Below are 24,955 nucleotides of genomic sequence, written 5' to 3' on the forward strand. Positions count from 1 at the left end.
GCTGCTGTGAAAGTTATCCCCTTTCACAGCAGCTTTTTTGATGTTTTACAATTAAAACTCAAAAAATTCTAAAAAGTTAAAAAATAGATTGGAATAATTGGGACTAAACGATTATAATTTAGGACATAAAAGCTAAAAAGCTGGCGTCGTTATTAAATAAGAAAAAAGCGGGGGGAAACATATGAGAAAGAAATTATATTCAACTGCAGCCATGACATTGGTCGCAGGTTTATTACTGGCTGGGTGTGGAAATGACAAGGAAAAAGATACGGCCAAGGATGAAGGCGGAAAGGATACCTTCAAGATTGGGGTATCACAAATCGTTCAGCATGATTCCCTGGATCAGGCATATGAAGGATTCCAGGCGGCATTGAAGGACAGCGACATCAATGCCAAGTATGATCTTCAAGTTGCACAGGGTGACCAAAACAACAGTCAGACGATTGCCAATAACTTCGTTGGGGATAAAGTGGATCTGATTTTTGCGAACTCCACTCCTAGTGCCCTAAGCTCATTAAATGCGACCAAGGATATTCCAATCGTTTTTACATCGGTTACCGATCCCGTAGCGGCGGAGCTAGTTACATCTTTGGATAAGCCAGGCGGAAATGTAACGGGCACGACGGATTCCCATCCTGAAGCCATTGCAAAGTCAATGAAATTCCTAGCGGAAGAACTTGGCGCCAAGACAATTGGAACCGTTTATAATACAGGGGAGCAAAATTCCGTCGTCCAAATAAAAAATGTGAAAGCGGAAGCGAAAAAAGCAGGATTGAAAGTCGTGGAAGCATCTGTCTCGACTTCAGCCGAGGTAAAACAGGCAGCGGAATCATTAATCGGAAAAGCGGATGCTTTCTATATCATTACTGATAATACAGTTGTCTCGGCTCTGGAATCGGTCATTTCCGTCGCAGATGATCAAGATATCCCTTTGTTTGTTGGCGAGCTTGATTCCGTTAAAGCGGGTGGTTTTGCAGCCTATGGCTTCAGTTACTATGATATTGGTTATGAAGCGGGGCAAAAAGCGGTTGAAATATTGAAGGATGGTAAAAAGCCTGGGGATATCTCGGTTCAATATCCACAAAAACTTAAATTGGTCATTAATGAAAAGGCAGCAAAAGATATGGGTGTTGAAATAAAAGAAGAATGGAAAGCAGATGCTGAGTTTGTAAAATAAACTCTGCTTTTGTTCGGGGAAGGAAGAAAAAAATGTTCTCAGCCTTATTCAACTCTTTTGAGTCGGGAATGATTTATGCGATTATGGCACTCGGTGTCTATTTAACATTCAGGATTCTCGACTTCCCGGATATGACAGTGGAAGGTAGTTTTGTGACAGGGGCCTCTGTTGCCGCCATTATGATCGTTAACGGTTTCTCGCCAATCGTAGCCACATTGAGTGCTATGGTGGCAGGGTTCATCGCTGGGACAATAACGGGTTTCCTGCATACGAAAGGAAAAATCAATCCACTCCTGGCAGGTATCTTAATGATGATTGCGCTCTACTCCATCAATTTAAGGATCATGGGTGCATCCAACATTCCGTTGCTTTCTCAAACGACCATTATTACGAATATCCAGGATGCATGGGTCGGCACCGGGCTGGACAATTTGTTGAATGGTCTTTTATCGATCGTGGGTCTCGGTGATAGCCTGCCAAAGACGTGGGCCATATTAATCGTTATGCTGATTGTGGCCGTTGTCATTCAAGCTGGAATGTCAGCTTTTTTAAAAACGGAAATCGGTCTGGCTTTACGGGCAACTGGTGATAATGAAGCCATGGTCAAGAGTTTTTCAGCCCATACCGGCAACATGAAAATCCTCGGACTTGCAATCGGAAATGGACTTGTGGCATTCTCGGGATCCTTGGTTGCCCAATATAACGGTTTTAGTGATATTGGCATGGGGATAGGAATCATCGTCATCGGATTGGCATCCGTCATAATCGGTGAGGCTTTATTTGGGGCAAAAACGATTGCACGTGCGACGCTTGCGGTTATTGGAGGGGCGATTATTTATCGAATCGTCGTAACTTTGGCACTTCGCGTAGAATTCCTTGATACAGGTGATGTTAAATTAATTACGGCACTTATTGTGGTCGGGGCACTTGTCATTCCGAAAATTTCCGATAAACAAAAGGAAAAAAACCGGAAGAAAAGACGGCTTAAAGAAATACAGATGCGTCATGGAGGGACTTTACCGAAAGGGGGGGAAGGATATGCTTCGGTTAAATCAGATTTATAAAGTCTTCAACGAGGGAACACCGGATGAAAAACTTGCCCTTGGAAATCTGGAACTGCATATGACAAAAGGCGAATTTGTAACAGTCATCGGAAGTAATGGAGCAGGTAAATCGACGTTGATGAATATGATTTCCGGTAAGATTCTCCCTGATGCCGGTGAAGTCATCATTGATGGGGAAAACGTATCGGCAATTGAAGAACATGCACGTGCCAGAATGATTGGCCGCGTTTTTCAGGATCCCATGCTGGGAACGGCACCACATATGACGATTGAAGAAAATATGGCGATCGCCTATGGCCGAACCAATAGAAGAGGTTTAGGCTTCGGGGTGACAAAAAAACGGAAAGAACTATTTAAAGAATGTTTGGGTACCCTTCATTTAGGCTTGGAAAACCGGATGACAGCAAAAGTGGGATTATTATCGGGAGGGGAGCGCCAGGCTCTATCATTGCTGATGGCGACCTTCACCGATCCTAAAATCCTGCTTCTTGATGAACATACAGCAGCACTTGATCCTTCCAGGGCAGAGCTTGTTACAAATCTGACGAAGGAAATCGTCGAAAAGAACCAGTTAACGACGTTGATGGTGACTCATAATATGCAACAGGCGATCGATCTTGGAAATTCCTTGATCATGATGGATAAGGGACAGATCATTTTTGAAGCTAGAGGCGCTGAAAAGCAGAAGCTAACTGTTGAAAAACTGCTTAACGAATTCCAGCGCATCAAAGGTGAAAAAATGCTAAATGACCGTGCAGTGTTGATTTAAGATGATGAAAAGGCCCGACCCAGGTGGAAGATTAACCTTGGGGCAGGGCCTTTTTATTTTGGGCAATTATCAGATCAGGCCCTATTTCTGAACGAATGTCGATGAAGTACCTGAACATAGGGAAAATGGCTATGGTGGAGCAATCATTAACGATCTTGGATGATAACCGATGCTAATCGCTGTCGGCTGTGCTCCATGATGAAGTATCGTTCTTTCTGTAATTTCCAAAAATCATTTTTATGAATGGTCTTTTTTTCGGCTTTTTCGTGGCAGCAGCTTCTTCAGCCGCGAGGAAATAATCAAAGTGCTGGTCCATTGGTGTTTCTAACGCTTCAATACGGGCTTCGAGCTTCTTAACGAGTTTGTGCATTTCTTCCATTTCACTTCTGTGCTGTAAAAGTTGATAGGATACAACATCGTCCGCTTTTGTTTTCAGTCCATTTTCAAGCCTGACGACCCGTTCTATCAATTGTTCATGTTCTTTATTCGTTTCGGAGTGTTTCTGGACGGTTGCTTTTCTAATTTTTTTCTCTGATATGCTGACCTTTTGGAGAATGATGCCCTCGTTCAGCTGATCTTGGACTTTTCTCAATAATGCAATGTCATCATCTGAAAACTGGTAGTGGCCAAGTTGATTCCGTTCTACTTCCATGTTCAATTGGGTAACCCAGCGTTGAATCGTACTATGGGAAACATTCAGTAACCGGGCAACTGCACTTGTATTCATCGAGATTCCCCCTTTTGGTTGTTGAATTCGATAAGTATGAGGCAATTCCTTTACAGATGACAAAACATGTTTTCATTCGGCAAAGAAAGTGGATTTCCTACGTAATTTGCATGCGAAACGATCAATAAGGGGGAAATTCTCTTGGAGTCGGTTTTGGAAAATGGTGAGCCTTGTTAGGAGCTTTAAAGAGCATTTGTGAGTGCGTGGTTTGCCGGTCAATTAAGCTTTTAAAGGAAAAATGATTCAAATGTCGAATTACCAATGAACAATGTAAAAAGGAGGACTAGTATGAACAGGATCAACATTATAACTTTAGGTGTCAGGGATATTAATGAATCATTAAGGTTTTACCGGGACGGGTTGGGATTCCATACATCGATTAAAGAGGACGAACCCGCAATCGTTTTTTTTAATAATGCAGGAACGAAACTTGCTTTGTATCCTTTAGAGGAGCTAGCAAAAGACATCAATGAGATAGAACCGCCTAAGAAAAATGGTTTCCCGGGTCTTACGCTCGCTTATAATGCTAAATCAACTGAAGAAGTCGATGAGGTGATCAACAAGGCTGAAAAGGCCGGGGGAACAATCGAGAAATCACCTCAAGATGTTTTTTGGGGAGGATACAGCGGATATTTTTCAGACCCCGATGGTTACTATTGGGAGGTTGCGTATTCGAAGGATTGGAGTTTTGATGAATCGGATATGCTGATTATAAAGTAACGCTCACTGCAGCTGTGAAATCAAATTGACCTGGACCTTCCCTATGCCTCTTATAAGGAGTCCGGATCATAAAAAGGGCTGTTGCCTAGCCGCTGCCTGTAAGGGAGTGCTAGGCAACAGCCAATCATCATTTCTGGGCATTTACTGAGAAACTACATGCTTGGCAAGTTCTTTACTTATTTGATTGCCCATTCGCTTCGATTGCTCAGTCGCTTCTTGTACACAGGCAATGAATGCTTCTTGCACTTGATGTGCTTGAAGTGCTTTCAGACCTGCTTCGGTCGTTCCGCCTGGTGAAGTTACTTCCTTTCTTAGCACGGCTGGGGTTTTAGGTGATTTCTGCAACATATCGGCCGCACCCATCAGTGTCTGGAGAATTAATTGCTTCGCGGTTTCGGAATCGAGACCTATTTCTTCTGCTGATTTTTCCAAAGCTTCGACCAAGTAATAAATATAAGCCGGTCCGCTTCCTGATAAGCCTGTTACCGCATCGAGCTGCGTTTCGTCAACGACTGCCACCGTACCCACCGTTTCAAAGAGAGTAATCGCCGTTTGTAATTGCGATTCTTTCGTATGACCATTAGCCGCAAGGGCCGTTGCTGATTTTCCCACAGCTGCCGATGTATTAGGCATGGCACGGACAATCGAGAACCGCTTGTTGGCGATTCCTTCCAAGCTTGCAGTTTGAACCCCGGCCACAACTGAAATGAATAGCATTTCTTCCCGAATATATTCTTTTATTGATTGCATTGTTTCTAAAATATCTTTCGGTTTCACGGCCAGTACGACAAGGTTTGCATCCTGTACTAAAAGCTTCAGCGATCTTGTGGCAGTTACACCGTATTGTTCCTTTAAATAATTGAACCTATCATCATTGGATTTATTTGTTACAAAAATATTTGCTGGGTCAATTACCTGTTGGGTCACCAGCCCCGAAATGATTGCTTCTGCCATCGATCCAGCTCCGATAAACGCGATTTTTTTCATATTTCCCGCTCCTTTTCCTATTAAATTTCTAGCTTTTTTTGAAAAACAAAAAGACCCCTCATCCAATAAAGGACGAAAGGGTCTAGCTTCCGTGGTACCACCTTTGTTCAACTTTTCCATAATAAATAAACAGAAATGCTGCACTTGAATCCTCTAACGCGGGAATTACGTCAGGTTTTCCTGAAGGCTCATAAGGTAGGTTCAATAATGAGGGGGCGATGAAGCCTTTCAGCACATTCCAGCTTCACTCTCTTTACGCCATCAATAAATTTACTTGGCCTTAATCAAAGCCATGCCGTCTTTAATTACTTGTGATTATGAAGGATATATCAGTACTCTGTCAATGATAATATATGCATGGACGACAAAAAATAGACATGAATTATGTGAAAATAATGACAGTAATTAAAAATACATGTAAAATGGTAATTATACATGATAAGTATACTTAGAATCCTGTTTAACGTATAAAAAGATTTATATAAATATAATTTCTAAGGTGGAAAAGATTATGGCGAATTGGAATGGAAATATTGCGAAAATTGCTTTGCCCACGCCGTTTGCAGTGGGTGATGTGAATGTTTATGTAGTTAAAGGGGATGCCTTGACGCTCATTGATACTGGTGTTAAAACCAAACGATCAAAGGAAGCCTTGACTAACGGGCTTGGGGATTTGGGTCTGAAACTGACCGATATCGAACAAATCATTTTAACCCATCATCACCCTGATCATGCTGGTGCACTCGATTTCTTCGATAAAGAAATCCCGGTTTATGGACATAAAAACAATCAGCGCTGGCTTACTATCAGTGATGAGTTCCTTGAAACCCATAATCGTTTTTTCCTTGATTATGCCAAAAAGTTCGGAGTGGCAGAAGAGCTGAAAAATAAACTGATCCATAGCCGCGACGAAATCAGTTTCCTTAGTGAACGGAAGCTGCATGGATATTTGGCTGAGGGGGATGAGCTTCCTGGTCTTCCAGGCTGGAAAGTGATCGAGACTCCAGGGCATGCGCAAAGCCATTTATCCTTTTACCGGGAAAGTGACGGGGTCATGATTGCGGGCGATCACTTGCTTGCCAAGATTTCACCAAATCCATTACTGGAACCGCCTTTACTTCCGGGAGGCATGAGGCCTCGTCCGTTACTGCAATATAATGCATCACTTCAGAAATTATTGGATTTTTCGATTTCCACTGTTTATTCCGGACATGGATCTGAAGTGGAAGGAGATGAGGTTGCCGACTTGATTCAATATCGATTCGAGCGGCAGCATAACCGTGCCATGCAGGTGAAAAGCATGCTTCAAGATAAGCCTTTATCGGCCTTTGAAGTGTGTCAGCAGCTTTTTCCAAAAGTATACCTTCAGGAAGTGGGCCTGACACTTTCGGAAACGGTCGGTCAGCTGGACTATTTAGAAGACTTGGGTGAAGTCGAAACAGAAATCCAATCAGGGGTCATTCTGTATTCAATCGCTTAATGTTAGCAAGGAGGCCACTTTTTTTGAATAAGTTGCAAGGCAAAGTTATTGTTATTACCGGTGCTTCCGGAGGGATTGGCAAGGAAGTTGCCATCCGAAGTGCAAAGCAGGGAGCCCGTCTTGTCCTCTTGGCCAGAAGCATGGATAAATTACTACAGCTAAAGAATGAACTAATCAACCAATATGGAATTGATGTATATGCCTATAAGCTCGACGTTGCAGACACTGATCAGGTGACAAATGTATTTAATGACATCCATGCGCAAATAGGTGAAGTGGATGTGTTGGTCAACAATGCTGGTTTCGGCACGTTTAAAGAAGCGCAGGATACGGAATTGAATGAAACGAAAGCAATGTTTGCTGTCAACGTCATTGGATTAATGGCCTGCACAAAGCTGGTTCTTCCGTATATGAAGCAGAGAAAATCGGGGCATATCATCAATATCGCTTCACAGGCCGGTAAAATTGCCACTCCTAAATCAACATTGTACTCTTCGACCAAGTTCGCAGTTCTTGGCTATTCAAACGCACTTCGGCTTGAGCTGATGGATGATCATGTTTTTGTGACCACCGTCAATCCCGGACCCATAGAAACGAATTTCTTTAACATTGCGGATGAATCAGGGACATATTTAAAGAATGTCGAAAAGTTCATGCTTAAACCTGGAGATGTCGCGGCTAAAATCGTAGCGGCGATGCTGACCAATAAGAGGGAAATCAACCTCCCTGGCTGGATGAATTTAGCTGGGAAATGGTATAACATGTTTCCAAAGATCACCGAAACATTAGGGAAAAAAGCATTTTTTAAAAAGTAGGCTAGTTCAAAAAGGCGAAAGATGGTCTAATAATAGGCAAAGGGGAATGTCGATGACATTCCCCTTTTTTATGAAATAACGGAAGTTTTATTCCGAATAAATTGGTAACTATTTCATGGGGAATCCGTCTATTTCTTAGGAGGGATTTTCATGAAGATGATTGTAAACCTTTTTATATATATAATTGTTGCCTTTATTCTGGTTAGCTGTCAATCCTCTGATTGGAACATGCATGAAGCCATAGATAAGGGGGAAGAAGGTTTCATTACGGATCTTGACGATAAAAGGATTTTGATTAAAGGGACGTACTATAAGGTGACCAATGATACATATATTCAAGATCAACATGGTAATGACCTCGATTTCTCTGACCTGGAAATCGGGATGAAAGTGAAACCATGGCACCGGGGCGGGGTCAAGAAATCATTTCCTGGGAAAGCGGAAGCGGAATTGATTCTTGTTTTGACGGATGAAAAAAGTTTGGCCGAACAAAGGGCGGTCACTGCTGCCCTCGATCATGTCAGCAAAGCGGAAAGTCAGCGATTCATGGTTCTCGATGTCGTCCATTTGCCCTCAGAGCATGTGTATAATATTGAAATGATGAATCGTTCCAATTTGGATTCATCATTCATGGTGACTGTAGAGGATTTAACGGATGAAATATTATATATAAAATAAATCAATAAAACCGGACTGAATCATTTATGAATTCAGTCCGGTTTTTTTAATGGGATTTCGCTCACAAGGATGAGCTCATGTCCTGGATTTTATAACGTTTTCGCACCTAAATATTTTGGTTTCCAATAAGAATTATCCATATCCGTGATGGTTATTCCTTTAGAAGACGTAGCACTGATGAATTGACCATTTCCGATATAGATCCCAACATGGGATACTCCTGTTCTTCCAGAAGAAGTATCAAAGAATACAAGATCACCTTTAGCTGGTGATGATACTCTTAAACCTGTATTGGAATAGAGCAATGATGTTGTACGCGGTAAGGTAATTCCTTGTGATTTCTGGAATACGTAATAGACGAAGCCTGAGCAGTCGAATCCAGTCGGTGTTGTCCCGCCCCATTTATAGGGTTTGCCTATTAAGGTTTTTGCATAGCTAATCAGGCTTGTATTATTGACATTATAAACACCAAGCGCATTAAATGTGCCTCGGCCGGCAATTCCGTCGACAGTTAAGCCTTTGGCTTTTTGGAATTTTTTTACTGCAGATACAGAATACGTGCCGTAATATGTAGTAAGTGAACCTGAATATGTGAAATAACCTTTGGTTTTTAAAAGTTGTTGTAGTTGTTTGACATCGCTATGTGTCATTCCGGGTCTGAGGGTTTGATCTCCGATATTTGCAAAGGCTTGCAGTGGGGTTAGCATCATGGCAGATGCAACAGCAGCTGAAGCGATCCATTTCTTCATAATTTTCATTTCCTCTCTATCTATCTCTCTATTATTCTTAACAATATTATCCTACAATACCATTATGACAATTAGACATAATTTTGGTTACAATTACATTACAAAAAATGAGTAGTAAGACTAAAATTAAATAGACGAAAGCCTGTTGAAAAGGGTGGATGAATTTTAAAAAACTAAGCATATGGATCCACTTGAAATTATTCAAGTTACTAATTAATCTATTTTAAAAAAACTATATGGAAACATAGTTTAAATATGGTAATTTATCCGTTTTTAGGATCTATTATATTTTTCAAGGAAATTACAATAAAAAGTAGAAATTTGTATGAAAACTTCCATTGAATAAGAACGTATATTCGGTTAAAGTTATGAATATAATAAAAGCGAACGTATATTCTTGTTAGGGTGAAGAAATGATGGATTATGGGACGATGCCGAAACAATCAATTATGTGTATCGATATGAAAAGTTTTTATGCAAGCTGTTCTGCGGTCATGCTTGGTCTGGACCCACTCGATTGTTATCTGGCGGTGGTTGGTGATTTGAAGAGGACGGGGAGCATTGTGCTTGCAGCTTCTCCAAAAATGAAGAAGGAATTTGGCATCAAGACAGGTTCGCGGATGTTTGAGATTCCGAATGATCCAAGGATTGTCGTCGTTGAACCCAAAATGGCGACCTATTTAAGGGTCTCGACGGAAATCACCCGCTTGTTCAACCGTTATGTGCCCAAAGAAGCGATTCACGTGTATAGTGTGGACGAAAGTTTTGTGAAAGTCGATGGTGCCGCTTCTTTATGGGGAGATGCCCGGGTGATAGCTGAAAAGATAAAAGATGAAATCGAACGGGAATTACAGCTCCCCTGTGCCATTGGAATTGGTCCGAACATGCTTATGGCAAAACTTTGCCTGGATTTGGAAGCCAAACATAAAGGGATTGCAGAATGGAAGTATGAGGATGTGCCAAACAAACTTTGGCCGATTTCCCCGCTTCGTGAAATGTGGGGAATCGGCAGGCGCGTAGAAAAAACCCTTCATGGAATGGGAATATTCACGGTTGGACAGCTTGCCAATTATGATCTTGAATTACTTGAAGCGAAGTTTGGAATTATGGGCAATCAGCTTTACCACCATGCGTGGGGAATAGATTTATCGGATATGGGGGCAGTGATCATTGAAGGGCAGGTCAGCTTTGGCAAAAGTCAAATCCTGCTTAGGGATTATAAGGCGGAGCATGAGGTCAAGCAGGTCATGCTGGAAATTTGCGAAGAAGTTGGAAGAAGGGCACGTACCCATCGCAAGGCAGGAAGGACGGTCAGCCTAAGCATTGGTTACAGCAAGGATGAGTTTGGCGGTGGTTTCCATCGTTCGCGTTCGATCAGCGAACCGACCAACATTACGATGGAGTTATATAAAGTTTGCCTGGAGCTTTTTCATGAGAACTATAAGCAAAAAACGGTTCGGAGCATAGAGGTCAGACTCTCGAATATTGTGGATGATAACGAAATGCAGCTGACTTTATTTGATGCTCCGCGCTGGAAAAAGCGGGAATTGAGTTACACGGTTGATCGAATCCGCCATAAATATGGACCCAAATCGTTATTGCGTGCAGTTTCGTATACAGAAGCGGGTACAGCTGTTCACCGAAGCAGGCTGCTTGGTGGGCATAAGGCGTAAGGTTGACTTTGAAGGGAGGGAAAAGAATGATTCGTGATCGCGGCCGTATCAAATGGACATCGATGATGTTGCCGGAGCATGTGAAGATGCTGCGGGATTGGGTGGTGGAGGATGGCTATGAAACGGAGCGCATCCTGGATGAGCAGCAACTGGAAGAAATGAATGCGGTAATGGGGGAAGCGATGGAGGAAAGAAAGGATGTCGCGATTGCTCATTATGAAGGAAACCGGTATCAGCTGTTAATCGGCAGGATCCATTATTATAATGAGCTCACCCAAAAGCTTCATATCGTTGATCGCTTTCAGCAGGCTCACTATATCAGGCTTTCCGATATAGCGGATGTAAGGATAATGGAATAATGAGCGGAAGGGCTGTTCTCAAGGGACAGCCTTTCATTTTCGAAACGACATCGATCCTCTTTACTGTATTTTCTTCTTGATAAAAGGAAATCATTGGGCAAAAGAGAATCTGACTTGTAGCACGGTCAATGGAAAAAGTGATTTTCATGTCGGCCGATCTTGCAGAAGGAAGCAGGCAGTTTCGTTAACAGAAACATTTTTATCGTTTATAATGGGGGAATGCAAAGACATCGGGAGGCATGTAATCATGTATATTGAATGGACGGAAAGAGCGGCTGAGAAAATAGCCGATAAGGTACAGGGACAAGAAGGATATTTACAGTTGAAATATGATACTGATGGCTGTGGCTGCGTGGTAAGTGGTGTGACGGCGCTATGGTTGGTCAACGAACCTGAGGAAGGTACCGAAAAAGCGGAAACAAACGGAATCCCTCTATATGTGGAGAAATCAAAAATGATTTTTTTGGATGAAGTCATGAAAATAGACTTTGTTCCGGAAGCGAACAGCTTTCAGTTAAAAAGTCCGAATCAAATCTTAAATCCGAGGATGAGCTATTTTAATAAAATCTAACCTGAAGAAAATGAGAGGGAATCTTGGATCCCTCTCATTTTCTTCTCAGACAAGTTCGAGAAACTGATCGATTTGATTTTCATATTCTTTTGGATTTTCATTATAAGATTGAGCATGGGCCCCTTTTTTAGCGATGTACAACTGCTTTGGGCCCTCTTTTGCTGCATATAATTCCGCTGTCATGGAAGCAGGAATAAAGCTGTCATTCTCACTATGGATAAAGAGCACGGGGTTTCGGATATTTTTCATATAATCGATTGGGGACACTTCATTGGTCCAATATCCATCACGGAGTTTGATGAACGTACGCCCAAGCGGAAACACGGTCCAAGAGGGAAATGGGATTTCAAGCTTGAGTTGGTGTTTGATCTGATCCTCGAAATTTGAAAATGGACAGTCCGCAATGTAAAAGTCAGCACCATCTTCAAGCATTCCGGCATATAAAAGCAGGGTTACGGCCCCCATGGATTCTCCATGAATGCCAATATGAAGATCAGAACCTTTACGCCTTTTCAATTCATCGATTACGGCCTTCAGGTCGAATTTTTCATAATGTCCATAACTGCTCGTCTTGCCACCGGAATCCCCATGCCGGCGGTGGTCATAAATGATGGCATTGAAGCCCCGCTTAAGAAAAATATTCATGTACTTAATAGAATTGACTTTGTTCTCCGTCACACCATGGGAAATGACCACCCACTTATTGGTATCGTGCGGTTCGATAAACAAGCATTTCAAGGAATATCCGGATGGTGAGGATACCCAAATTTCCGTTTTAGGCAGATTATCAAAATCCTCCCTGATCAGGCGTTTAGCCGTGATTTCACGATTCTGGATAAAATCAGCTTCCTTTTTTTTCATGTACATGATCCGATTGGAAAAATAAATGCCGACGCCGATGATATAGGTTAGGATTCCAGCGAGTGTAAACCACCATTTCTTCATGAAGGATCCTCCTCGGTTGATTTTCTTTATTTTACCATGAGGGAAATGGGAAAACACTGTTTGAAAACCATAACGAGGAAAACGGCAGTCGTGATATAATAATTTCATAAATGGCCAGGAGGTTTTAAGGATGAAAAAGAAACAGCCGCGAAATCAAAATCAAAGCAAAAACCAAGATAAAGATTCATCATCATTGAAACTTGGTGATATGATCAATCAAGATATCATGTCCCAGCTTCGTCAAAAGCAAAAGGAACTGAATGATGCTGAACAAGAGAAAAGGGCAGCGGAAGAAGAAAAAAAACGCGAAGAAAGAAAGCAGCGGGAGAAGAACAAATCATTCGAAGAACTATTGGGTGAAAGCAATATGAACTGGAAGAACTATAAATGAAGAACAGGGAGCAGTTTAAGTTTTAAGAGGGCTGGCTCCCTTTTTCTGTTCAGGAGGACCATTCCTTGCTGATATTCCTTTATTTTATAAAGTATAACGATTATATTAAAGATAAGTTCGATATGCTTTCATATCGGATGGACTACTATTAGCTGGTGATATGATGCAAAGTAAAATAGAAAATGTACTGGAAAACCAATTATGTTTCCTGCTTTATGCAAGTTCAAGGGAAATGACGAAAAAATATAAACCGCTGCTCGATAAACTCGAAGTGACATATCCTCAATATCTGGTTCTTCTTCTACTATGGGAACAGGATACACTTACAGTGAAAAAACTAGGGGAGCTGCTTGCCCTCGACTCAGGAACGCTAACCCCCATGTTGAAACGAATGGAGCAGAATGGCTTGATTGTCCGTGAACGTTCCACTGAAGATGAACGGTCTGTCATGATAAAGCTGACGGAAAAGGGACATGGTTTACAGGAAGAGGCCTGTTTCATTCCCGATCGCATTTCGGCTATGTCGGGTGAGGATAAGAGGGTGGTTGAGGATTTGAAAGCTTCACTGCTCCAACTATTGAAAACATTACAGGAATTTTAGCAAAAAGGAAAAACGCTTGGGAATCCCAAGCGTTTTAGTTTGTCGAAAAAAGGAGATTCGGAATGGTCTTATCCCAAACCAAATTATAAAAGAAGGCTTGGTTATCCAAACCTTAGTAGATTGAAGAAATTTGCGACACTCCTGCCGAATAACTGGCTAGCCGAGACCCCACAGACGCTTGCTTTGATGAGGCTTGGCTGACAGTCGGTGGAAAGGGGGCGGATTTAATCCGTGGATCTTAAATAATTGCTTCGGCGTCCGAATAGTGAAATGAAGGTCGAAATAATTTGTGAAAGATCGAATAAAGTGCTGTGTAGGTCGAAAAAAATAGTGAACGGTCGAATAATGTGCGTGAACGGCCAAAAAAAATGTGGTGTAAGTTGAAAAACTGCGTGGACTGCCGGGAAAAAGCTCCGGATAACGAAAAAAGTACGGTGTAGGTCGAAAAAAGTGCACCGGCTGAAATCAACTGCAACTTTCTTTAAATAAAAAACTGCAGGCAAACTCGTTTATCTTCGAGTTTGTCTACAGTCTGAGACGCTTGGGAACCCCCAAGCGTCTTTTTGTCGGATTAATCTACATCTATTTCAATGGCGACATCCACATTGCCGTTGATTGCTTTTGAATAAGGACACATTTGATGTGCTTTATGAACAAGGGTTTCGAATGTCTCCTTATCGACCCCGGATCCCTTCACGGCCAAAGTTACAGCCAAGCTGTACTGATGCATCTCACCCATCAATAGACTGACGCTTGCAGTGACTTTGGAATCGAAAGAAACTCGTTCAATTTTACCAACTGATTGCAAGGCACTATCAAAACATGCAGCATATCCAGCTGCAAAAAGCTGTTCCGGATTAGATGCTTCAGGCATCTGTTTAGCCCTTGGCGTTCCCGGCATCGCAATATCAACCGTGAAGTTACCGTCAGCGGAAATAGCCGTTCCTTCTCTTCCGCCATCTACTGTTACTGATGTTGTAAATAATGTTTTTGTCATGATTTTTCTCCCTTACCTTCTTATTTTTAATTGCGCACAACTGAATTGTACAACATTAACTTTAGAATGGCAATGAAAAAGTTGAAAAACTATATCGAATGAAGTTATCGATCAAAATTCATCAACTGAATATATTAGAAGTGGGGTTTGGAAAGGATTAGAATGATAGGAGATACAGAAGCACTATGGCAAATAAAATGACGGAACGGAAATAGGCTGCCTATCCCGTTGGTTAAACGCAGATAAGGCAGCCTCTAAAGATCGTCCTGACATTCCTTTGAAACATTTAGTTTAGTTCGAAATCTTTTTATTCCCGGTGACTTTCATATTTGTTCGCTTTGGTCAACTGCTTCAAGATATCAAGCTCGGTTTTGGACAGTGAAGAGCTGTTAGCGGCCTGGCAGTTTTCACGGAGCTGCTGTACTGAGCTTGCTCCTGGTACAACGGTAGCGACGCTTTGATGGGACAATACATATTGAAGTGCCGTTTCATTCAACTTCCTATCAGAAAGTTTGTCCTTTAATTGCGGAAGTAAATCCTTAAGCTCGTTATAGCTATAGTCGAGGTATCCATCCTCTTTTGCCTTTGCAAGCATTTTCTCACTAAGCAACCCTTTAGCGAGGGGCCCACGGGCGATGATGCTGATCTGTTTGTTGTCCAAAAGGGACATCCACTCTTCTGGGCGGCGGTCGAGAAGATTAAACTGCATCATTACGGAATCGAGCTCGGATTTTTCAGTGAATTCCTTGATCACATTCGGACGAATCGAGGAAATTCCATAATATCGGATATAGCCTTCTTTTTTCAGCTCTTCAAATGCTTCTACCGTTTCTCCGATATTGTCTGAAATGGTGCCTCCATGTAACTGATAAAGGTCAATATAATCAGTCCCTAACCGTTTTAAACTATCTTTTACTGCCGTTTTAATATAAGAGCCAGATGGATCCCAGCTCCAGGCATCCTTATTTTCATTCCAACGGTTTCCAACCTTGGTGGCTATGTATACCTTATCGCGGACCGATTTTAAATTCTTTCCGACGATTTCTTCATTCATACCGAAATCATATAAGTCAGCCGTATCAAAGTAATTGATTCCTTCATCTAAAGCGGCCTGTATGATTTCGGATGCCTGATTTTCAACAGTCCCCAATGACATGCATCCGAGCCCGATTTCAGATACTAGCAATTCTGAATTGCCTAGTCTGCGTTTTTTCATGTTATCCACTCCCTTTACATTCATTGTAAAGGAGAAATCCATTTCACTCAAAGAATTCACTTGATCCGTTTTAAAGGAGCGGGTGGCGCCTGATGGTGTATGTCGGCAATCCAATCATTGATATAGACATATTGATTTTGCAATTGTTTTAGTTTTTGAAGGATTTCCCAACTCTTTCCGGATAAAGTAACGCTTTTTTCCAATACGTAAACTTTCATTAAATCGCCCTCCCTCTCTATTATGGTAAAATGTATGAGAAATCATGCTGCAATTAGAACAGAGGAGTGGTCAGGATGAAAAAATTTGAAGAAAAAACGCTGTCTTCGGAAAAAATCTTCACAGGAAAGGTAATCAGCCTGCAAGTGGATGATGTAGAACTTCCTGATGGGAAAACGAGTAAACGTGAAATAGTCAAACATCCGGGAGCGGTTGCAATCATAGCTCTTACTGCAGAAAATAAAATCATCATGGTTGAACAGTACCGTAAAGCGCTGGAGAGAAGCTTGGTGGAAATCCCTGCAGGAAAGCTGGAAAAAGGGGAAGAACCGGTTCTGTCGGCAGAACGGGAGCTGGAAGAGGAGACAGGTTATGAATGCGAAAAAATGGAGCACATCATATCCTTCTATACTTCACCAGGTTTCGCCGATGAATTGGTCCACCTGTATGTGGCCCACAATTTGAAAAAGAAAGAAAATGCGGCCCCACTGGATGAAGATGAATTTGTCGAGATGATTGAACTCACGTTGGAGGAAGCTCAAACTTATATGGATGAAGGGAAAATCCAGGATGCGAAAACGGCATATGCCGTGCAGTATCTGCTATTGAAAAAGGCGATGACTTCATAAATGAAGGAGTTTTACGCTGACCTGCATATCCATATAGGCAGAACGAGAAGCGGAAGGGCCGTGAAAATAACAGGTGCTAAGTCGTTAACCTTCAGCAAGGTGCTGCAAGTGGCAAGTGAAAGGAAGGGCATTGATCTAATCGGGATAATCGATTGCCATTCTCCTGAAATTATCGAAGAGATCGAAGCGGGGATTCTGGATGGCGAAATCACGGAAAAGATGGAAGGTGGACTTCAATACAGGAATACAACCATCATTCCAGGCTCGGAGATTGAAATTTATGACCAGAATTGTAATGGACCAATCCATGTCCTCGCCTATTTTCCCACTTTACAAGCGATGAAGGAATTCTCATCATGGATGAGCGGACATGTTAAAAATATAACCTTGAGCTCCCAAAGGATTTATTGTGATGGAAGAACGCTGCAAAAGATGGTGAAGTCACTGGGCGGCCTGTTTATCCCGGCACATGTTTTCACCCCATTTAAAAGCTTGTATGGAAAAGGGGTGCGGTCCAGTCTGACAGAAGTATTCGATCCGAAGCTGATTGATGCCATCGAACTTGGCTTAAGTTCAGATACAGAAATGGTCAAGGATATCGAGGAGTTGGACTCCTATGTATTCGTGACAAATTCCGATGCTCATTCGCTTGGGAAAATCGCTCGTGAATATCAAAAAGTCCTGCTTGAAGAACCAAGTTTCAATGAGCTGGCAAAAGCCCTTAAAGAAAAAGGGGATCGTAAGGTGACCGTCAATTATGGATTGAACCCCTTATTGGGAAAATATCATCAAACCGTATGTTCAGGGTGTTTACACCAGGTGTTGAGGGATAGTGAACAATGTCCTGAGTGTGGTAATATCTCCATTATAAAAGGAGTATCGTCCAGGATCAAAGAACTCTCCATTTCCAAAATCAACGGAAGATATGGAAGGGAAAGGCCACCATATATCCATCAAGTACCACTCGATTTCATCCCAGGACTTGGACCTAAATCGATGGAAAAACTGCTGGTGGCATTTGGAACAGAGATGAATATCCTTCATGAAGTTACGCTTGAACAGCTCATGGAAATCGTGCCTGAAAAATTGGCTCGCTACATCGATTCTGCCAGAAAAGGGACGCTTTCTTTTGAGGTGGGGGGCGGAGGCAAATACGGAAAAGTCAAAAAGGAAAGCTAACCTGAATAAAAGTCCTGACAGATGATTGTTAACTGTCAGGACTTTTTTTAGTTTGTAGTTTTTGCATAAATGGAGGTGTCCCGCAATTCCTTGCCATCAGCACTTAGACAGTCATAATGCAAAGTTCCTTCAAGGATAAACCCTAGCTTCTCGGGAATCCGTTTGCTGGCAATATTTTTAGGGTCACAGCGGATTTCAACTCGCTTTGCCCCATAATGGTAAAAAGCGAATTTGGTTAACTTTTCGACCGCTTCCATTATGTACCCTTGTTTACTGTACCTCGTATCAATCCAATAGCCAATTTCGAATTTAGGGATATCCCAGTTAATCCGGTGCAGACCAGTGGAGCCGATGAATTGATCGTCTTCTTTCCTATAAATATGAAGTCTAATATCCTCTTTTAAAATAAAGTCCGCAAAGGACTTAAGAACGTTCTGTTCTGAAGTTTCCGGAGACGCATCTTGATGGGCAAATGGCAGCCACTGTTTCAATTCATGTTTAGAATGGACAATGGCCTCGTAAACGTCAAGGCCATCACCAGGCTGACATGGTCTTAAATATAATCGTGGGGTTTCAATTTTTTCGGGGAAATCCATTAATGTAGCTTTCATATCCTACCTCCATATAATGATTTTGGAAAATTATAACACGAATTCAGGGTAAGGTGTTCTGTTGATGGGGAATGTTTTCTTAGCATAAATGAGAGAGTGAAAACATAGATTCTAGTAAGCGGAGTTGGGAGGATGAAAGATGAAAAAAAAATCTGTCGTACAAAATGCCGTAATGAAACATATTAACGAACATTCCTCATTATATGTCTTTATCACTGTGCTTTTTTTGATGGGTGTCATTTTTGGGGCAGTACTGGTGAATAGTTTGAGCTTTACCCAAAAGGAAGACTTGTTCTATTATTTATCGCAATTTTTCGGACAAGTATCCAAAGGTGAATTTGCATCTTCGCATGATATGTTCAGCCAAAGTATTATGCATAATATAAAATATATCGGCGTCATCTGGATTCTCGGAATATCGGTCATCGGTTTGCCTGTCATCTTGGTTTTGCTATTTATAAAAGGGATGGTTGTTGGATTCACAGTCGGCTTTTTAGTCAATCAAATGGGGTGGAGTGGGTTTTTATTGTCGTTTGTCGCCATTCTGCCCCAAAATATATTCATAGTCCCTATATTCATCGTGATAACCGTCCTTGCCGTCTCACTATCAATGAAAATGATTAGCCGGATTTTCCTTAAGCAGGTTCGTGAGCCACTGAAGCCGATAATATCACGGTATATTTTCTCATTGATTTTGTCGGGGTTATTTTTGGTTACAGCTGCTGCATTTGAAGCGTACCTATCCCCTTCCTTAATGAAAAATGTCGTAAGTTTATTGGGTCATTGATCGAAATTTACGGTTCCCGCAAATTTTTTTATCATTAACAAGAAATCTATTTTGACAGTTTTCCCTCATTTGATATAATGGATAGGATAGCGGCGCGGGAGGGAATATTAGGTATGGAAATAGAAAACAGAATTGATAGGATAAAAAAGCAGTTGCACTCGTCCAGCTACAAATTAACGCCTCAGCGAGAAGCGACCGTCCGCGTTTTACTTGAGCATGAAGAGGACCATTTAAGCGCAGAAGACGTTTACCTCCTTGTCAAAGAAAAGTCGCCGGAAATTGGATTGGCAACAGTTTACCGTACGCTAGAGTTGCTGACTGAATTGAAGATAGTAGATAAAATTAACTTTGGAGACGGGGTTTCCCGTTATGATTTAAGACAAGAAGGAGCTGCGCATTTCCATCATCATCTTGTTTGTGTGGAATGTGGTGCGGTAGATGAGATCCAGGAAGACCTACTTGAAGACGTAGAAGACATTGTGGAACGCGACTGGAACTTCAAGATTAAAGACCATAGATTAACCTTTCATGGCATTTGTCATCGATGTCATGACAAAGAAGACAACAAAGGTGAATGAAGTTGGACCTTTTCCATTTAGTGGAGAAGGTTTTCTGCATTTTTAAAGGGCTAAAAACCTATTGCGAGGCATCAGGAAAATATCAGGATGAAGGAATGAATTTTCTCACGTAAGTGCAGTTTTTGCTTTCTCCTTACCTAAACACGTATAAAACTTGTCCTGTTGGGCATAGATTGATACAGAGGATCGAATGGGAGGGGAAAGATGATGAAAACATCATTATCGCTTATTTTGCATACGGCTAAAGTGATGGTTCTCTTTGTTAGCTTCACTGTTCTTTTTTATATAGGAATGGTATGGTTAAATCAGGAATATCAGAGTTATCATCGTTATGATGAACCCAAAGGTATGGCTGTAAAAGTATCGAAGGCTGTTGATACGGGTGATGATGCATGGCTTGAACGCTTAATGTTGTTTTATTTAAACGGGGAGTAATGAATATGGAGAATCAAATTAGGGATTTCATTCATTTTTTAACCATTGAAAAAGGACTGGCCAAGAATACGCTCGTCTCCTATGAGCGCGACTTAAAATCATATTGGGGCTATCTGAAAGATGTTGAAACCATTAACGACTGGAATGATTCACGGCGGGTGAACATCTTGCATTTTCTCGTGCATTTGAAGGATCAAGGGAAATCATCGAAGACGGTAGCACGTCATATTGCGTCCATCCGCTCTTTTCATCAATTTCTTCTAAGGGAAAAAGTAACCGATCAAGATCCGTCCATACATATAGAAACGCCAAAACCGGAACGAAGCCTTCCGAAAGTATTAAGCATGGAAGAGGTTGAAGCACTATTGGAAGCCCCGAAGATAATGGATGAATTCGGTTTACGAGACAAGGCGATGCTAGAACTGATGTATGCGACAGGTATGCGTGTCAGTGAGTTGATATCCATGGATGTGAGTGATGTTCATGCATCGATGGGTTTTGTCCGTTGTGTAGGGAAAGGAAATAAAGAGAGGATCATTCCGATTGGACAAACGGCATTGGGTGCCATTGAACATTATATGGAAAGTTCCCGAGGGAGATTGTCCAGCCCAAAGCACAGGACAGATTCACTTTTTTTGAATCATCATGGCAATAGGCTGACAAGGCAGGGGTTTTGGAAGATTCTAAAAAAACTTGTGAAATCGGCACAAATAGAAAAAGAAATTACACCACATACACTGAGACATTCTTTCGCGACTCATCTATTGATGAATGGGGCTGATTTACGTGCCGTCCAAGAAATGCTTGGTCATGCGGATATTTCGACAACGCAAATTTATACACATATTACGAACGTACGGATCAAGGATGTATATTCAAAATTCCATCCGCGAGCATAATAGAATAGCAGAATGATAGAAAGGTTGTGAATTTAACTGCGAGGCAGTTGAAGGGAGCAGCCTTTTTCCGATCTGTCTCGACCCCCATAATGCTGCTGAGATTCTTGCGCACATCCAATGGAACTTTATTTCATTCGTGAAATATATTATTTGTCTCCATCTAGGTAATCGTTTACAATATAGAGAGGTCAGACTTCTGACGTTATCATCATTGCATTTATTTGAAGAGTAACTGTGCAGTATAAGGGTATTATAGAGAGTATAAAACTGATTACTATTTTAGGAGGAATGACTCATGAATGGAAATTCAGCATTTAAACGTATATTTGTAGTTGTTATGGATTCTGTTGGAATCGGCGAAGCACCTGATGCAGATTTATTCGGTGATAAAGGGGCGGATACACTTGGCCATATCGCAGAAAAAATGAATGGATTGAACATGCCGACTCTCGCAAAATTGGGTTTAGGCAATATAAGTGAAATCAAAGGGATTGATAAAGCTCAGCATCCTCTCGCATACTATACGAAAATGAAAGAGGCATCTACAGGAAAAGATACGATGACTGGACATTGGGAAATCATGGGGTTGAATATATCCACTCCATTCCGTGTATTTCCAGATGGTTTTCCGGAATTGTTAGTCAATGAACTCGAGGCGAAAATGGGACGGGGAATTATTGGGAACGTCCCGGCAAGCGGTACGGAAATCATGGAAAGACTTGGCGAGGAACATATGAAAACGGGTGCGTTGATCGTATATACATCAGCTGATTCAGTTTTACAGATTGCTGCACATGAAGATATCGTTCCGATAGACGAATTATACAGGATTTGTGAAATTGCACGTGAGGTGACAATGGCTGATGAGTTCAAGGTTGGGCGCGTGATTGCCAGACCTTTCACAGGTGAACCAGGCAGCTTCAAAAGAACCACTAACCGTCATGATTATGCATTGAAGCCTTTTAACCGGACAGTAATGGACGAATTGAAGGATTCTGGATATGATGTGCTCGCAATCGGGAAAATCTCGGATATCTTTGATGGGGAAGGCGTCACAGAATCATTAAGGACCGTATCCAATATGGATGGAATGGATAAATTAATCCAAACGATAGAACAGGACTTCAAAGGGCTAAGTTTCCTTAACCTGGTCGACTTCGATGCTTTGTACGGTCACAGGCGCGATCCAGAGGGATACGGAAAGGCATTGGAAGAATTCGATGCTCGGATGCCGGAAGTCCTAGATAAACTGAAAGAGGATGATTTATTGATCATCACTGCCGACCATGGGAATGATCCGGTACATGAAGGAACCGATCACACACGTGAATATGTGCCATTATTAGTCTACTCCAAACGATTTACAGAAGGTGCGGAGCTCCCGGTAAGAGATACATTTGCTGATATCGGGGCGACGGTCGCTGCTAATTTTGATGTGAAAATGCCTGCCTTCGGGAAAAATATATTGGGCGAACTAAATAAAGGGGAGATTAAATAGATGTTTAATAAAATAGAGACAGCTGCGTCATTCATAAAAAATAAGATTGAAGGCTCCCCGGAGATAGGACTGATTCTTGGTTCTGGACTTGGAGTATTGGCAGATGAAATTGAAAATCCCATAACGATTCCTTACCACGAAATTCCGGAATTTCCGGTATCGACTGTTGAAGGACATGCTGGACAGCTTGTGATTGGTCATTTAAGTGGTAAAAAGGTAGTGGCCATGCAAGGGCGTTTCCACTTTTATGAAGGGTACTCCATGGAGAAAGTCACATTTCCAGTACGTGTAATGAAACTTCTTGGTGTTGAGCAGCTAATTGTAACGAATGCTGCCGGAAGCGTTAATGAAAGCTATGAACCAGGTGACTTGATGCTCATTTCGGATCATATTAATTTAATGGGGGCAAACCCATTGATTGGTCCTAATGAGGAGCGTTTCGGCCCTAGATTCCCTGATATGTCAGAAGCTTATAATAAAGACCTTCGGACTCAAGCTAAACAAATAGCATCTTCACTAGGCCTGGATATTAAAGAAGGTGTCTATATCGGAAATACAGGACCGACCTATGAGACACCGGCAGAAGTGAAAATGGCAAGGATCCTTGGCGGGGATGCAGTTGGGATGTCGACAGTTCCGGAAGTTATCGTAGCAAGGCATAGCGGTATGAAGGTGCTTGGAATATCATGCCTTACCAATATGGCTGCAGGCATTCTGGATCAGCCTTTGTCGCATGAAGAGGTAATTGAAACGACGGAAAAAGTGAAAAGCAGTTTTCTGGAATTTGTTAAGCAAATCGTTAAAGACATATAAAACGATCCAAAAAAATACAAGTACACCTGAGAGAAGCGGTGTCTTTAAAAAAGTGGGGATTCCAATATGAGAATGGTAGATTTAATTGAGAAAAAGCGTGATGGAAAGGCTCTTTCTACAGAAGAAATACAGTTCATTATCAAAGGGTTTACCGATGGATCGATTCCGGATTACCAAATGAGTGCCTGGTCAATGGCTGTTTATTTCAAAGGGATGAATGAGCAGGAACGTGCTGATTTAACCATGGCAATGGTCGAGTCGGGCGATCAAATTGATTTATCGATGATTGAAGGAATTAAGGTCGATAAACATTCAACAGGCGGTGTTGGTGACACCACAACACTAGTGCTTGGACCATTGGTTGCTGCTGTAGGTGTCCCAGTTGCAAAGATGTCAGGACGCGGGCTCGGCCATACAGGCGGTACGATCGATAAATTGGAGTCTGTAAAAGGTTTCCATGTCGAAATAGAAAATGACGAGTTCATTAGACTTGTAAATAAAAATAAAATAGCTGTCATTGGGCAAAGTGGTAACCTGACTCCAGCGGACAAAAAGTTATATGCATTGCGCGATGTTACGGCTACGGTTAATAGTATCGGTTTGATTGCCGGCTCGATCATGAGTAAGAAAATCGCTGCAGGTGCTGATGCTATTGTACTTGATGTTAAAACGGGAGCAGGCGCTTTCATGAAAACTCTCGAAGATTCCGAAGAGTTAGCGCATGCGATGGTAAGCATTGGGAACAATGTGGGGCGAAACACGATGGCTGTCATTTCCGATATGAGCCAACCTCTGGGTTACGCAATCGGAAATGCATTAGAAGTGAAGGAAGCCATCGATACGCTTAAAGGGGAAGGACCGGAAGATTTAACGGAACTTTCTTTAACACTGGGAAGCCATATGGTGTACCTTGCCAAAAAGGCAAGCTCGCTGGAAGAAGCAAGAACCTTGCTTGAAAATGCGATCAAAGATGGTTCTGCACTTAACTCATTCAAAGTCTTCCTAGAAGCGCAGGGAGGCGATGGTTCGGTTGTGGATCAGCCGGAAAAACTTCCGCAGGCTGCTCATGTTTTCGAGCTAGAAGCGAAAGAGGAAGGATATGTATCGGAAATCATCGCTGATGAAGTAGGAACGGCAGCTATGCTTTTAGGCGCCGGGCGGGCGACAAAAGAATCAGAGATTGATTTGGCAGTCGGACTGGTACTCCGTAAAAAAATCGGGGAATCCGTGGCAAAAGGTGAATCCCTTGTGACGATTTACAGCAATTTTGAAGATGTTTCAAAGGTAAAGGAAAAATTGTATGAAAGCATTGCGATTTCTAAAGAGAAAGTGGAAAAACCTACTTTGATCTATAAAGAGATCATGGAATAATAAAAAAAAGGCCGCGGTTT

The 24,955-nt window shown here is 41.9% G+C and carries 29 protein-coding genes; 21 read left to right on the forward strand and 8 right to left on the reverse strand.

Annotated features, from left to right (window positions below):
• Window positions 1-181 precede the first annotated feature (181 nt).
• Genes QUF86_RS15255 through QUF86_RS15265 form a run of 3 tightly spaced genes read left to right on the forward strand, consistent with a single transcriptional unit; the run spans window position 182 to window position 3,010 of the window.
• The gene (locus tag QUF86_RS15255) at window positions 182-1,177 is read left to right on the forward strand and encodes an ABC transporter substrate-binding protein (RefSeq protein ID WP_289315745.1); all 996 of its coding nucleotides are present in this window, start codon (window positions 182-184) and stop codon (window positions 1,175-1,177) included.
• Window positions 1,178-1,209: 32 nt separating this feature from the next.
• Window positions 1,210-2,241: an ABC transporter permease gene (locus tag QUF86_RS15260; protein ID WP_289315746.1), complete on the forward strand. Its 1,032-nt coding sequence runs from the start codon at window positions 1,210-1,212 to the stop codon at window positions 2,239-2,241.
• Complete coding sequence (locus QUF86_RS15265; RefSeq protein ID WP_289315747.1) at window positions 2,216-3,010, forward strand: ABC transporter ATP-binding protein; 795 nt, start codon at window positions 2,216-2,218, stop codon at window positions 3,008-3,010. The genes QUF86_RS15260 and QUF86_RS15265 overlap by 26 nt, the downstream gene beginning before the upstream one ends.
• A gap of 172 nt (window positions 3,011-3,182) precedes the next feature.
• Here the strand turns inward: QUF86_RS15265 and QUF86_RS15270 are convergent, their stop codons facing one another.
• Window positions 3,183-3,737 (reverse strand): MerR family transcriptional regulator, encoded by a 555-nt coding sequence (locus QUF86_RS15270; protein ID WP_289315748.1) that lies wholly within the window; start codon window positions 3,735-3,737, stop codon window positions 3,183-3,185.
• Between the two features lie 288 nt (window positions 3,738-4,025).
• Between QUF86_RS15270 and QUF86_RS15275 the strand changes: the two genes are divergently transcribed.
• Window positions 4,026-4,457 (forward strand): VOC family protein, encoded by a 432-nt coding sequence (locus tag QUF86_RS15275; protein WP_289334783.1) that lies wholly within the window; start codon window positions 4,026-4,028, stop codon window positions 4,455-4,457.
• A 141-nt stretch (window positions 4,458-4,598) separates the two neighbouring features.
• Here QUF86_RS15275 and proC read toward each other — a convergent pair whose 3' ends face one another.
• The gene (proC, locus tag QUF86_RS15280; protein WP_289334784.1) at window positions 4,599-5,444 is read right to left on the reverse strand and encodes a pyrroline-5-carboxylate reductase; all 846 of its coding nucleotides are present in this window, start codon (window positions 5,442-5,444) and stop codon (window positions 4,599-4,601) included.
• A gap of 511 nt (window positions 5,445-5,955) precedes the next feature.
• Between proC and QUF86_RS15285 the strand changes: the two genes are divergently transcribed.
• From QUF86_RS15285 to QUF86_RS15295, 3 genes are all read left to right on the forward strand, one after another.
• Window positions 5,956-6,924 carry an MBL fold metallo-hydrolase gene (locus QUF86_RS15285; RefSeq protein ID WP_289334785.1) on the forward strand — a complete coding sequence of 323 codons (969 nt, stop codon included), beginning with the start codon at window positions 5,956-5,958 and terminating at the stop codon, window positions 6,922-6,924.
• Window positions 6,924-7,739 carry an SDR family NAD(P)-dependent oxidoreductase gene (locus tag QUF86_RS15290; RefSeq protein ID WP_483313919.1) on the forward strand — a complete coding sequence of 272 codons (816 nt, stop codon included), beginning with the start codon at window positions 6,924-6,926 and terminating at the stop codon, window positions 7,737-7,739. Before QUF86_RS15285 ends, QUF86_RS15290 begins: the two co-directional genes overlap by 1 nt.
• A gap of 150 nt (window positions 7,740-7,889) precedes the next feature.
• Window positions 7,890-8,417: a DUF3221 domain-containing protein gene (locus tag QUF86_RS15295; RefSeq protein ID WP_289315753.1), complete on the forward strand. Its 528-nt coding sequence runs from the start codon at window positions 7,890-7,892 to the stop codon at window positions 8,415-8,417.
• An 89-nt stretch (window positions 8,418-8,506) separates the two neighbouring features.
• Here the strand turns inward: QUF86_RS15295 and QUF86_RS15300 are convergent, their stop codons facing one another.
• Entirely contained in the window at window positions 8,507-9,166 is a 660-nt protein-coding gene (locus tag QUF86_RS15300) for a C40 family peptidase (RefSeq protein ID WP_289334787.1), read from the reverse strand.
• A gap of 413 nt (window positions 9,167-9,579) precedes the next feature.
• Here QUF86_RS15300 and QUF86_RS15305 point away from each other — a divergent pair, with 413 nt between their 5' ends.
• The 3 genes from QUF86_RS15305 to QUF86_RS15315 all read left to right on the forward strand — a co-directional run bounded on the left by QUF86_RS15305 (window position 9,580) and on the right by QUF86_RS15315 (window position 11,769).
• Window positions 9,580-10,839, forward strand: a complete 1,260-nt coding sequence (locus QUF86_RS15305; protein ID WP_289334789.1) for a Y-family DNA polymerase — start codon at window positions 9,580-9,582, stop codon at window positions 10,837-10,839.
• A gap of 26 nt (window positions 10,840-10,865) precedes the next feature.
• A complete protein-coding gene (locus QUF86_RS15310; RefSeq protein ID WP_289315755.1) occupies window positions 10,866-11,198 on the forward strand; it encodes a YolD-like family protein in 333 nt (110 codons plus the stop codon).
• 247 nt (window positions 11,199-11,445) lie between these two features.
• A complete protein-coding gene (locus tag QUF86_RS15315) occupies window positions 11,446-11,769 on the forward strand; it encodes an iron-sulfur cluster biosynthesis family protein (RefSeq protein ID WP_289325663.1) in 324 nt (107 codons plus the stop codon).
• A 45-nt stretch (window positions 11,770-11,814) separates the two neighbouring features.
• On the opposite strand, the gene QUF86_RS15320 is transcribed toward QUF86_RS15315, so the two are convergent.
• Window positions 11,815-12,714, reverse strand: a complete 900-nt coding sequence (locus QUF86_RS15320; protein ID WP_289334790.1) for an alpha/beta hydrolase — start codon at window positions 12,712-12,714, stop codon at window positions 11,815-11,817.
• 130 nt (window positions 12,715-12,844) lie between these two features.
• Between QUF86_RS15320 and QUF86_RS15325 the strand changes: the two genes are divergently transcribed.
• The gene (locus tag QUF86_RS15325) at window positions 12,845-13,105 is read left to right on the forward strand and encodes a YqkE family protein (protein WP_289334791.1); all 261 of its coding nucleotides are present in this window, start codon (window positions 12,845-12,847) and stop codon (window positions 13,103-13,105) included.
• A gap of 163 nt (window positions 13,106-13,268) precedes the next feature.
• On the forward strand, window positions 13,269-13,706 hold the full coding sequence (locus QUF86_RS15330) for a MarR family winged helix-turn-helix transcriptional regulator (RefSeq protein WP_289315759.1): 438 nt from the start codon (window positions 13,269-13,271) through the stop codon (window positions 13,704-13,706).
• A gap of 571 nt (window positions 13,707-14,277) precedes the next feature.
• Here QUF86_RS15330 and QUF86_RS15335 read toward each other — a convergent pair.
• The 3 genes from QUF86_RS15335 to mciZ form a co-directional block, all read right to left on the reverse strand.
• Window positions 14,278-14,703: an Ohr family peroxiredoxin gene (locus QUF86_RS15335; RefSeq protein ID WP_252281220.1), complete on the reverse strand. Its 426-nt coding sequence runs from the start codon at window positions 14,701-14,703 to the stop codon at window positions 14,278-14,280.
• A 307-nt stretch (window positions 14,704-15,010) separates the two neighbouring features.
• A complete protein-coding gene (locus QUF86_RS15340) occupies window positions 15,011-15,919 on the reverse strand; it encodes an aldo/keto reductase (protein ID WP_289315761.1) in 909 nt (302 codons plus the stop codon).
• A gap of 56 nt (window positions 15,920-15,975) precedes the next feature.
• Window positions 15,976-16,137, reverse strand: coding sequence for a Z-ring formation inhibitor MciZ (mciZ, locus tag QUF86_RS15345; RefSeq protein WP_289315762.1), 162 nt, complete (start codon window positions 16,135-16,137; stop codon window positions 15,976-15,978).
• 75 nt (window positions 16,138-16,212) lie between these two features.
• Between mciZ and QUF86_RS15350 the strand changes: the two genes are divergently transcribed.
• Window positions 16,213-16,764, forward strand: coding sequence for an NUDIX hydrolase (locus QUF86_RS15350; RefSeq protein ID WP_289334792.1), 552 nt, complete (start codon window positions 16,213-16,215; stop codon window positions 16,762-16,764).
• Window positions 16,765-17,943, forward strand: a complete 1,179-nt coding sequence (locus tag QUF86_RS15355) for an endonuclease Q family protein (protein ID WP_289334793.1) — start codon at window positions 16,765-16,767, stop codon at window positions 17,941-17,943.
• Between the two features lie 47 nt (window positions 17,944-17,990).
• Here the strand turns inward: QUF86_RS15355 and QUF86_RS15360 are convergent, their stop codons facing one another.
• Entirely contained in the window at window positions 17,991-18,554 is a 564-nt protein-coding gene (locus QUF86_RS15360; RefSeq protein ID WP_289334794.1) for a GNAT family N-acetyltransferase, read from the reverse strand.
• A 139-nt stretch (window positions 18,555-18,693) separates the two neighbouring features.
• Here QUF86_RS15360 and spoIIM point away from each other — a divergent pair, with 139 nt between their 5' ends.
• The 7 genes from spoIIM to QUF86_RS15395 all read left to right on the forward strand — a co-directional run bounded on the left by spoIIM (window position 18,694) and on the right by QUF86_RS15395 (window position 24,935).
• Window positions 18,694-19,341 (forward strand): stage II sporulation protein M, encoded by a 648-nt coding sequence (spoIIM, locus tag QUF86_RS15365; RefSeq protein WP_289315766.1) that lies wholly within the window; start codon window positions 18,694-18,696, stop codon window positions 19,339-19,341.
• Between the two features lie 119 nt (window positions 19,342-19,460).
• A complete protein-coding gene (fur, locus tag QUF86_RS15370) occupies window positions 19,461-19,919 on the forward strand; it encodes a ferric iron uptake transcriptional regulator (protein ID WP_289318338.1) in 459 nt (152 codons plus the stop codon).
• Window positions 19,920-20,126: 207 nt separating this feature from the next.
• Window positions 20,127-20,354, forward strand: a complete 228-nt coding sequence (locus QUF86_RS15375; RefSeq protein WP_095389711.1) for a YqzK family protein — start codon at window positions 20,127-20,129, stop codon at window positions 20,352-20,354.
• 5 nt (window positions 20,355-20,359) lie between these two features.
• On the forward strand, window positions 20,360-21,253 hold the full coding sequence (gene xerD / locus QUF86_RS15380; RefSeq protein WP_289315767.1) for a site-specific tyrosine recombinase XerD: 894 nt from the start codon (window positions 20,360-20,362) through the stop codon (window positions 21,251-21,253).
• Between the two features lie 295 nt (window positions 21,254-21,548).
• Entirely contained in the window at window positions 21,549-22,751 is a 1,203-nt protein-coding gene (gene deoB / locus QUF86_RS15385) for a phosphopentomutase (protein ID WP_289334795.1), read from the forward strand.
• Window positions 22,752-23,564 carry a purine-nucleoside phosphorylase gene (locus QUF86_RS15390; RefSeq protein WP_289334797.1) on the forward strand — a complete coding sequence of 271 codons (813 nt, stop codon included), beginning with the start codon at window positions 22,752-22,754 and terminating at the stop codon, window positions 23,562-23,564.
• Window positions 23,565-23,630: 66 nt separating this feature from the next.
• Entirely contained in the window at window positions 23,631-24,935 is a 1,305-nt protein-coding gene (locus tag QUF86_RS15395; RefSeq protein WP_289334798.1) for a pyrimidine-nucleoside phosphorylase, read from the forward strand.
• Window positions 24,936-24,955 lie beyond the last annotated feature (20 nt).

The organism is Peribacillus sp. NJ11, from assembly GCF_030348405.1.
GTDB lineage: Bacteria > Bacillota > Bacilli > Bacillales > DSM-1321 > Peribacillus.

Bases quoted from the DNA above. Each gene is read 5' to 3' on its own strand.
- QUF86_RS15340 (WP_289315761.1), bottom strand. From the start codon at position 15,919: ATGAAAAAACGCAGACTAGGCAATTCAGAATTGCTAGTATCTGAAATC.
- QUF86_RS15395 (WP_289334798.1), top strand. From the start codon at position 23,631: ATGAGAATGGTAGATTTAATTGAGAAAAAGCGTGATGGAAAGGCTCTT.
- QUF86_RS15360 (WP_289334794.1), bottom strand. From the start codon at position 18,554: ATGAAAGCTACATTAATGGATTTCCCCGAAAAAATTGAAACCCCACGA.
- QUF86_RS15375 (WP_095389711.1), top strand. From the start codon at position 20,127: ATGAAAACATCATTATCGCTTATTTTGCATACGGCTAAAGTGATGGTT.
- xerD (WP_289315767.1), top strand. From the start codon at position 20,360: ATGGAGAATCAAATTAGGGATTTCATTCATTTTTTAACCATTGAAAAA.
- QUF86_RS15260 (WP_289315746.1), top strand. From the start codon at position 1,210: ATGTTCTCAGCCTTATTCAACTCTTTTGAGTCGGGAATGATTTATGCG.
- QUF86_RS15310 (WP_289315755.1), top strand. From the start codon at position 10,866: ATGATTCGTGATCGCGGCCGTATCAAATGGACATCGATGATGTTGCCG.
- QUF86_RS15290 (WP_483313919.1), top strand. From the start codon at position 6,924: ATGTTAGCAAGGAGGCCACTTTTTTTGAATAAGTTGCAAGGCAAAGTT.
- QUF86_RS15255 (WP_289315745.1), top strand. From the start codon at position 182: ATGAGAAAGAAATTATATTCAACTGCAGCCATGACATTGGTCGCAGGT.
- QUF86_RS15300 (WP_289334787.1), bottom strand. From the start codon at position 9,166: ATGAAGAAATGGATCGCTTCAGCTGCTGTTGCATCTGCCATGATGCTA.
- QUF86_RS15325 (WP_289334791.1), top strand. From the start codon at position 12,845: ATGAAAAAGAAACAGCCGCGAAATCAAAATCAAAGCAAAAACCAAGAT.
- QUF86_RS15330 (WP_289315759.1), top strand. From the start codon at position 13,269: ATGCAAAGTAAAATAGAAAATGTACTGGAAAACCAATTATGTTTCCTG.
- mciZ (WP_289315762.1), bottom strand. From the start codon at position 16,137: ATGAAAGTTTACGTATTGGAAAAAAGCGTTACTTTATCCGGAAAGAGT.
- QUF86_RS15355 (WP_289334793.1), top strand. From the start codon at position 16,765: ATGAAGGAGTTTTACGCTGACCTGCATATCCATATAGGCAGAACGAGA.
- QUF86_RS15285 (WP_289334785.1), top strand. From the start codon at position 5,956: ATGGCGAATTGGAATGGAAATATTGCGAAAATTGCTTTGCCCACGCCG.
- QUF86_RS15265 (WP_289315747.1), top strand. From the start codon at position 2,216: ATGCTTCGGTTAAATCAGATTTATAAAGTCTTCAACGAGGGAACACCG.
- QUF86_RS15275 (WP_289334783.1), top strand. From the start codon at position 4,026: ATGAACAGGATCAACATTATAACTTTAGGTGTCAGGGATATTAATGAA.
- QUF86_RS15305 (WP_289334789.1), top strand. From the start codon at position 9,580: ATGATGGATTATGGGACGATGCCGAAACAATCAATTATGTGTATCGAT.
- spoIIM (WP_289315766.1), top strand. From the start codon at position 18,694: ATGAAAAAAAAATCTGTCGTACAAAATGCCGTAATGAAACATATTAAC.
- QUF86_RS15390 (WP_289334797.1), top strand. From the start codon at position 22,752: ATGTTTAATAAAATAGAGACAGCTGCGTCATTCATAAAAAATAAGATT.
- QUF86_RS15350 (WP_289334792.1), top strand. From the start codon at position 16,213: ATGAAAAAATTTGAAGAAAAAACGCTGTCTTCGGAAAAAATCTTCACA.
- QUF86_RS15270 (WP_289315748.1), bottom strand. From the start codon at position 3,737: ATGAATACAAGTGCAGTTGCCCGGTTACTGAATGTTTCCCATAGTACG.
- deoB (WP_289334795.1), top strand. From the start codon at position 21,549: ATGAATGGAAATTCAGCATTTAAACGTATATTTGTAGTTGTTATGGAT.
- QUF86_RS15315 (WP_289325663.1), top strand. From the start codon at position 11,446: ATGTATATTGAATGGACGGAAAGAGCGGCTGAGAAAATAGCCGATAAG.
- QUF86_RS15320 (WP_289334790.1), bottom strand. From the start codon at position 12,714: ATGAAGAAATGGTGGTTTACACTCGCTGGAATCCTAACCTATATCATC.
- QUF86_RS15295 (WP_289315753.1), top strand. From the start codon at position 7,890: ATGAAGATGATTGTAAACCTTTTTATATATATAATTGTTGCCTTTATT.
- proC (WP_289334784.1), bottom strand. From the start codon at position 5,444: ATGAAAAAAATCGCGTTTATCGGAGCTGGATCGATGGCAGAAGCAATC.
- QUF86_RS15335 (WP_252281220.1), bottom strand. From the start codon at position 14,703: ATGACAAAAACATTATTTACAACATCAGTAACAGTAGATGGCGGAAGA.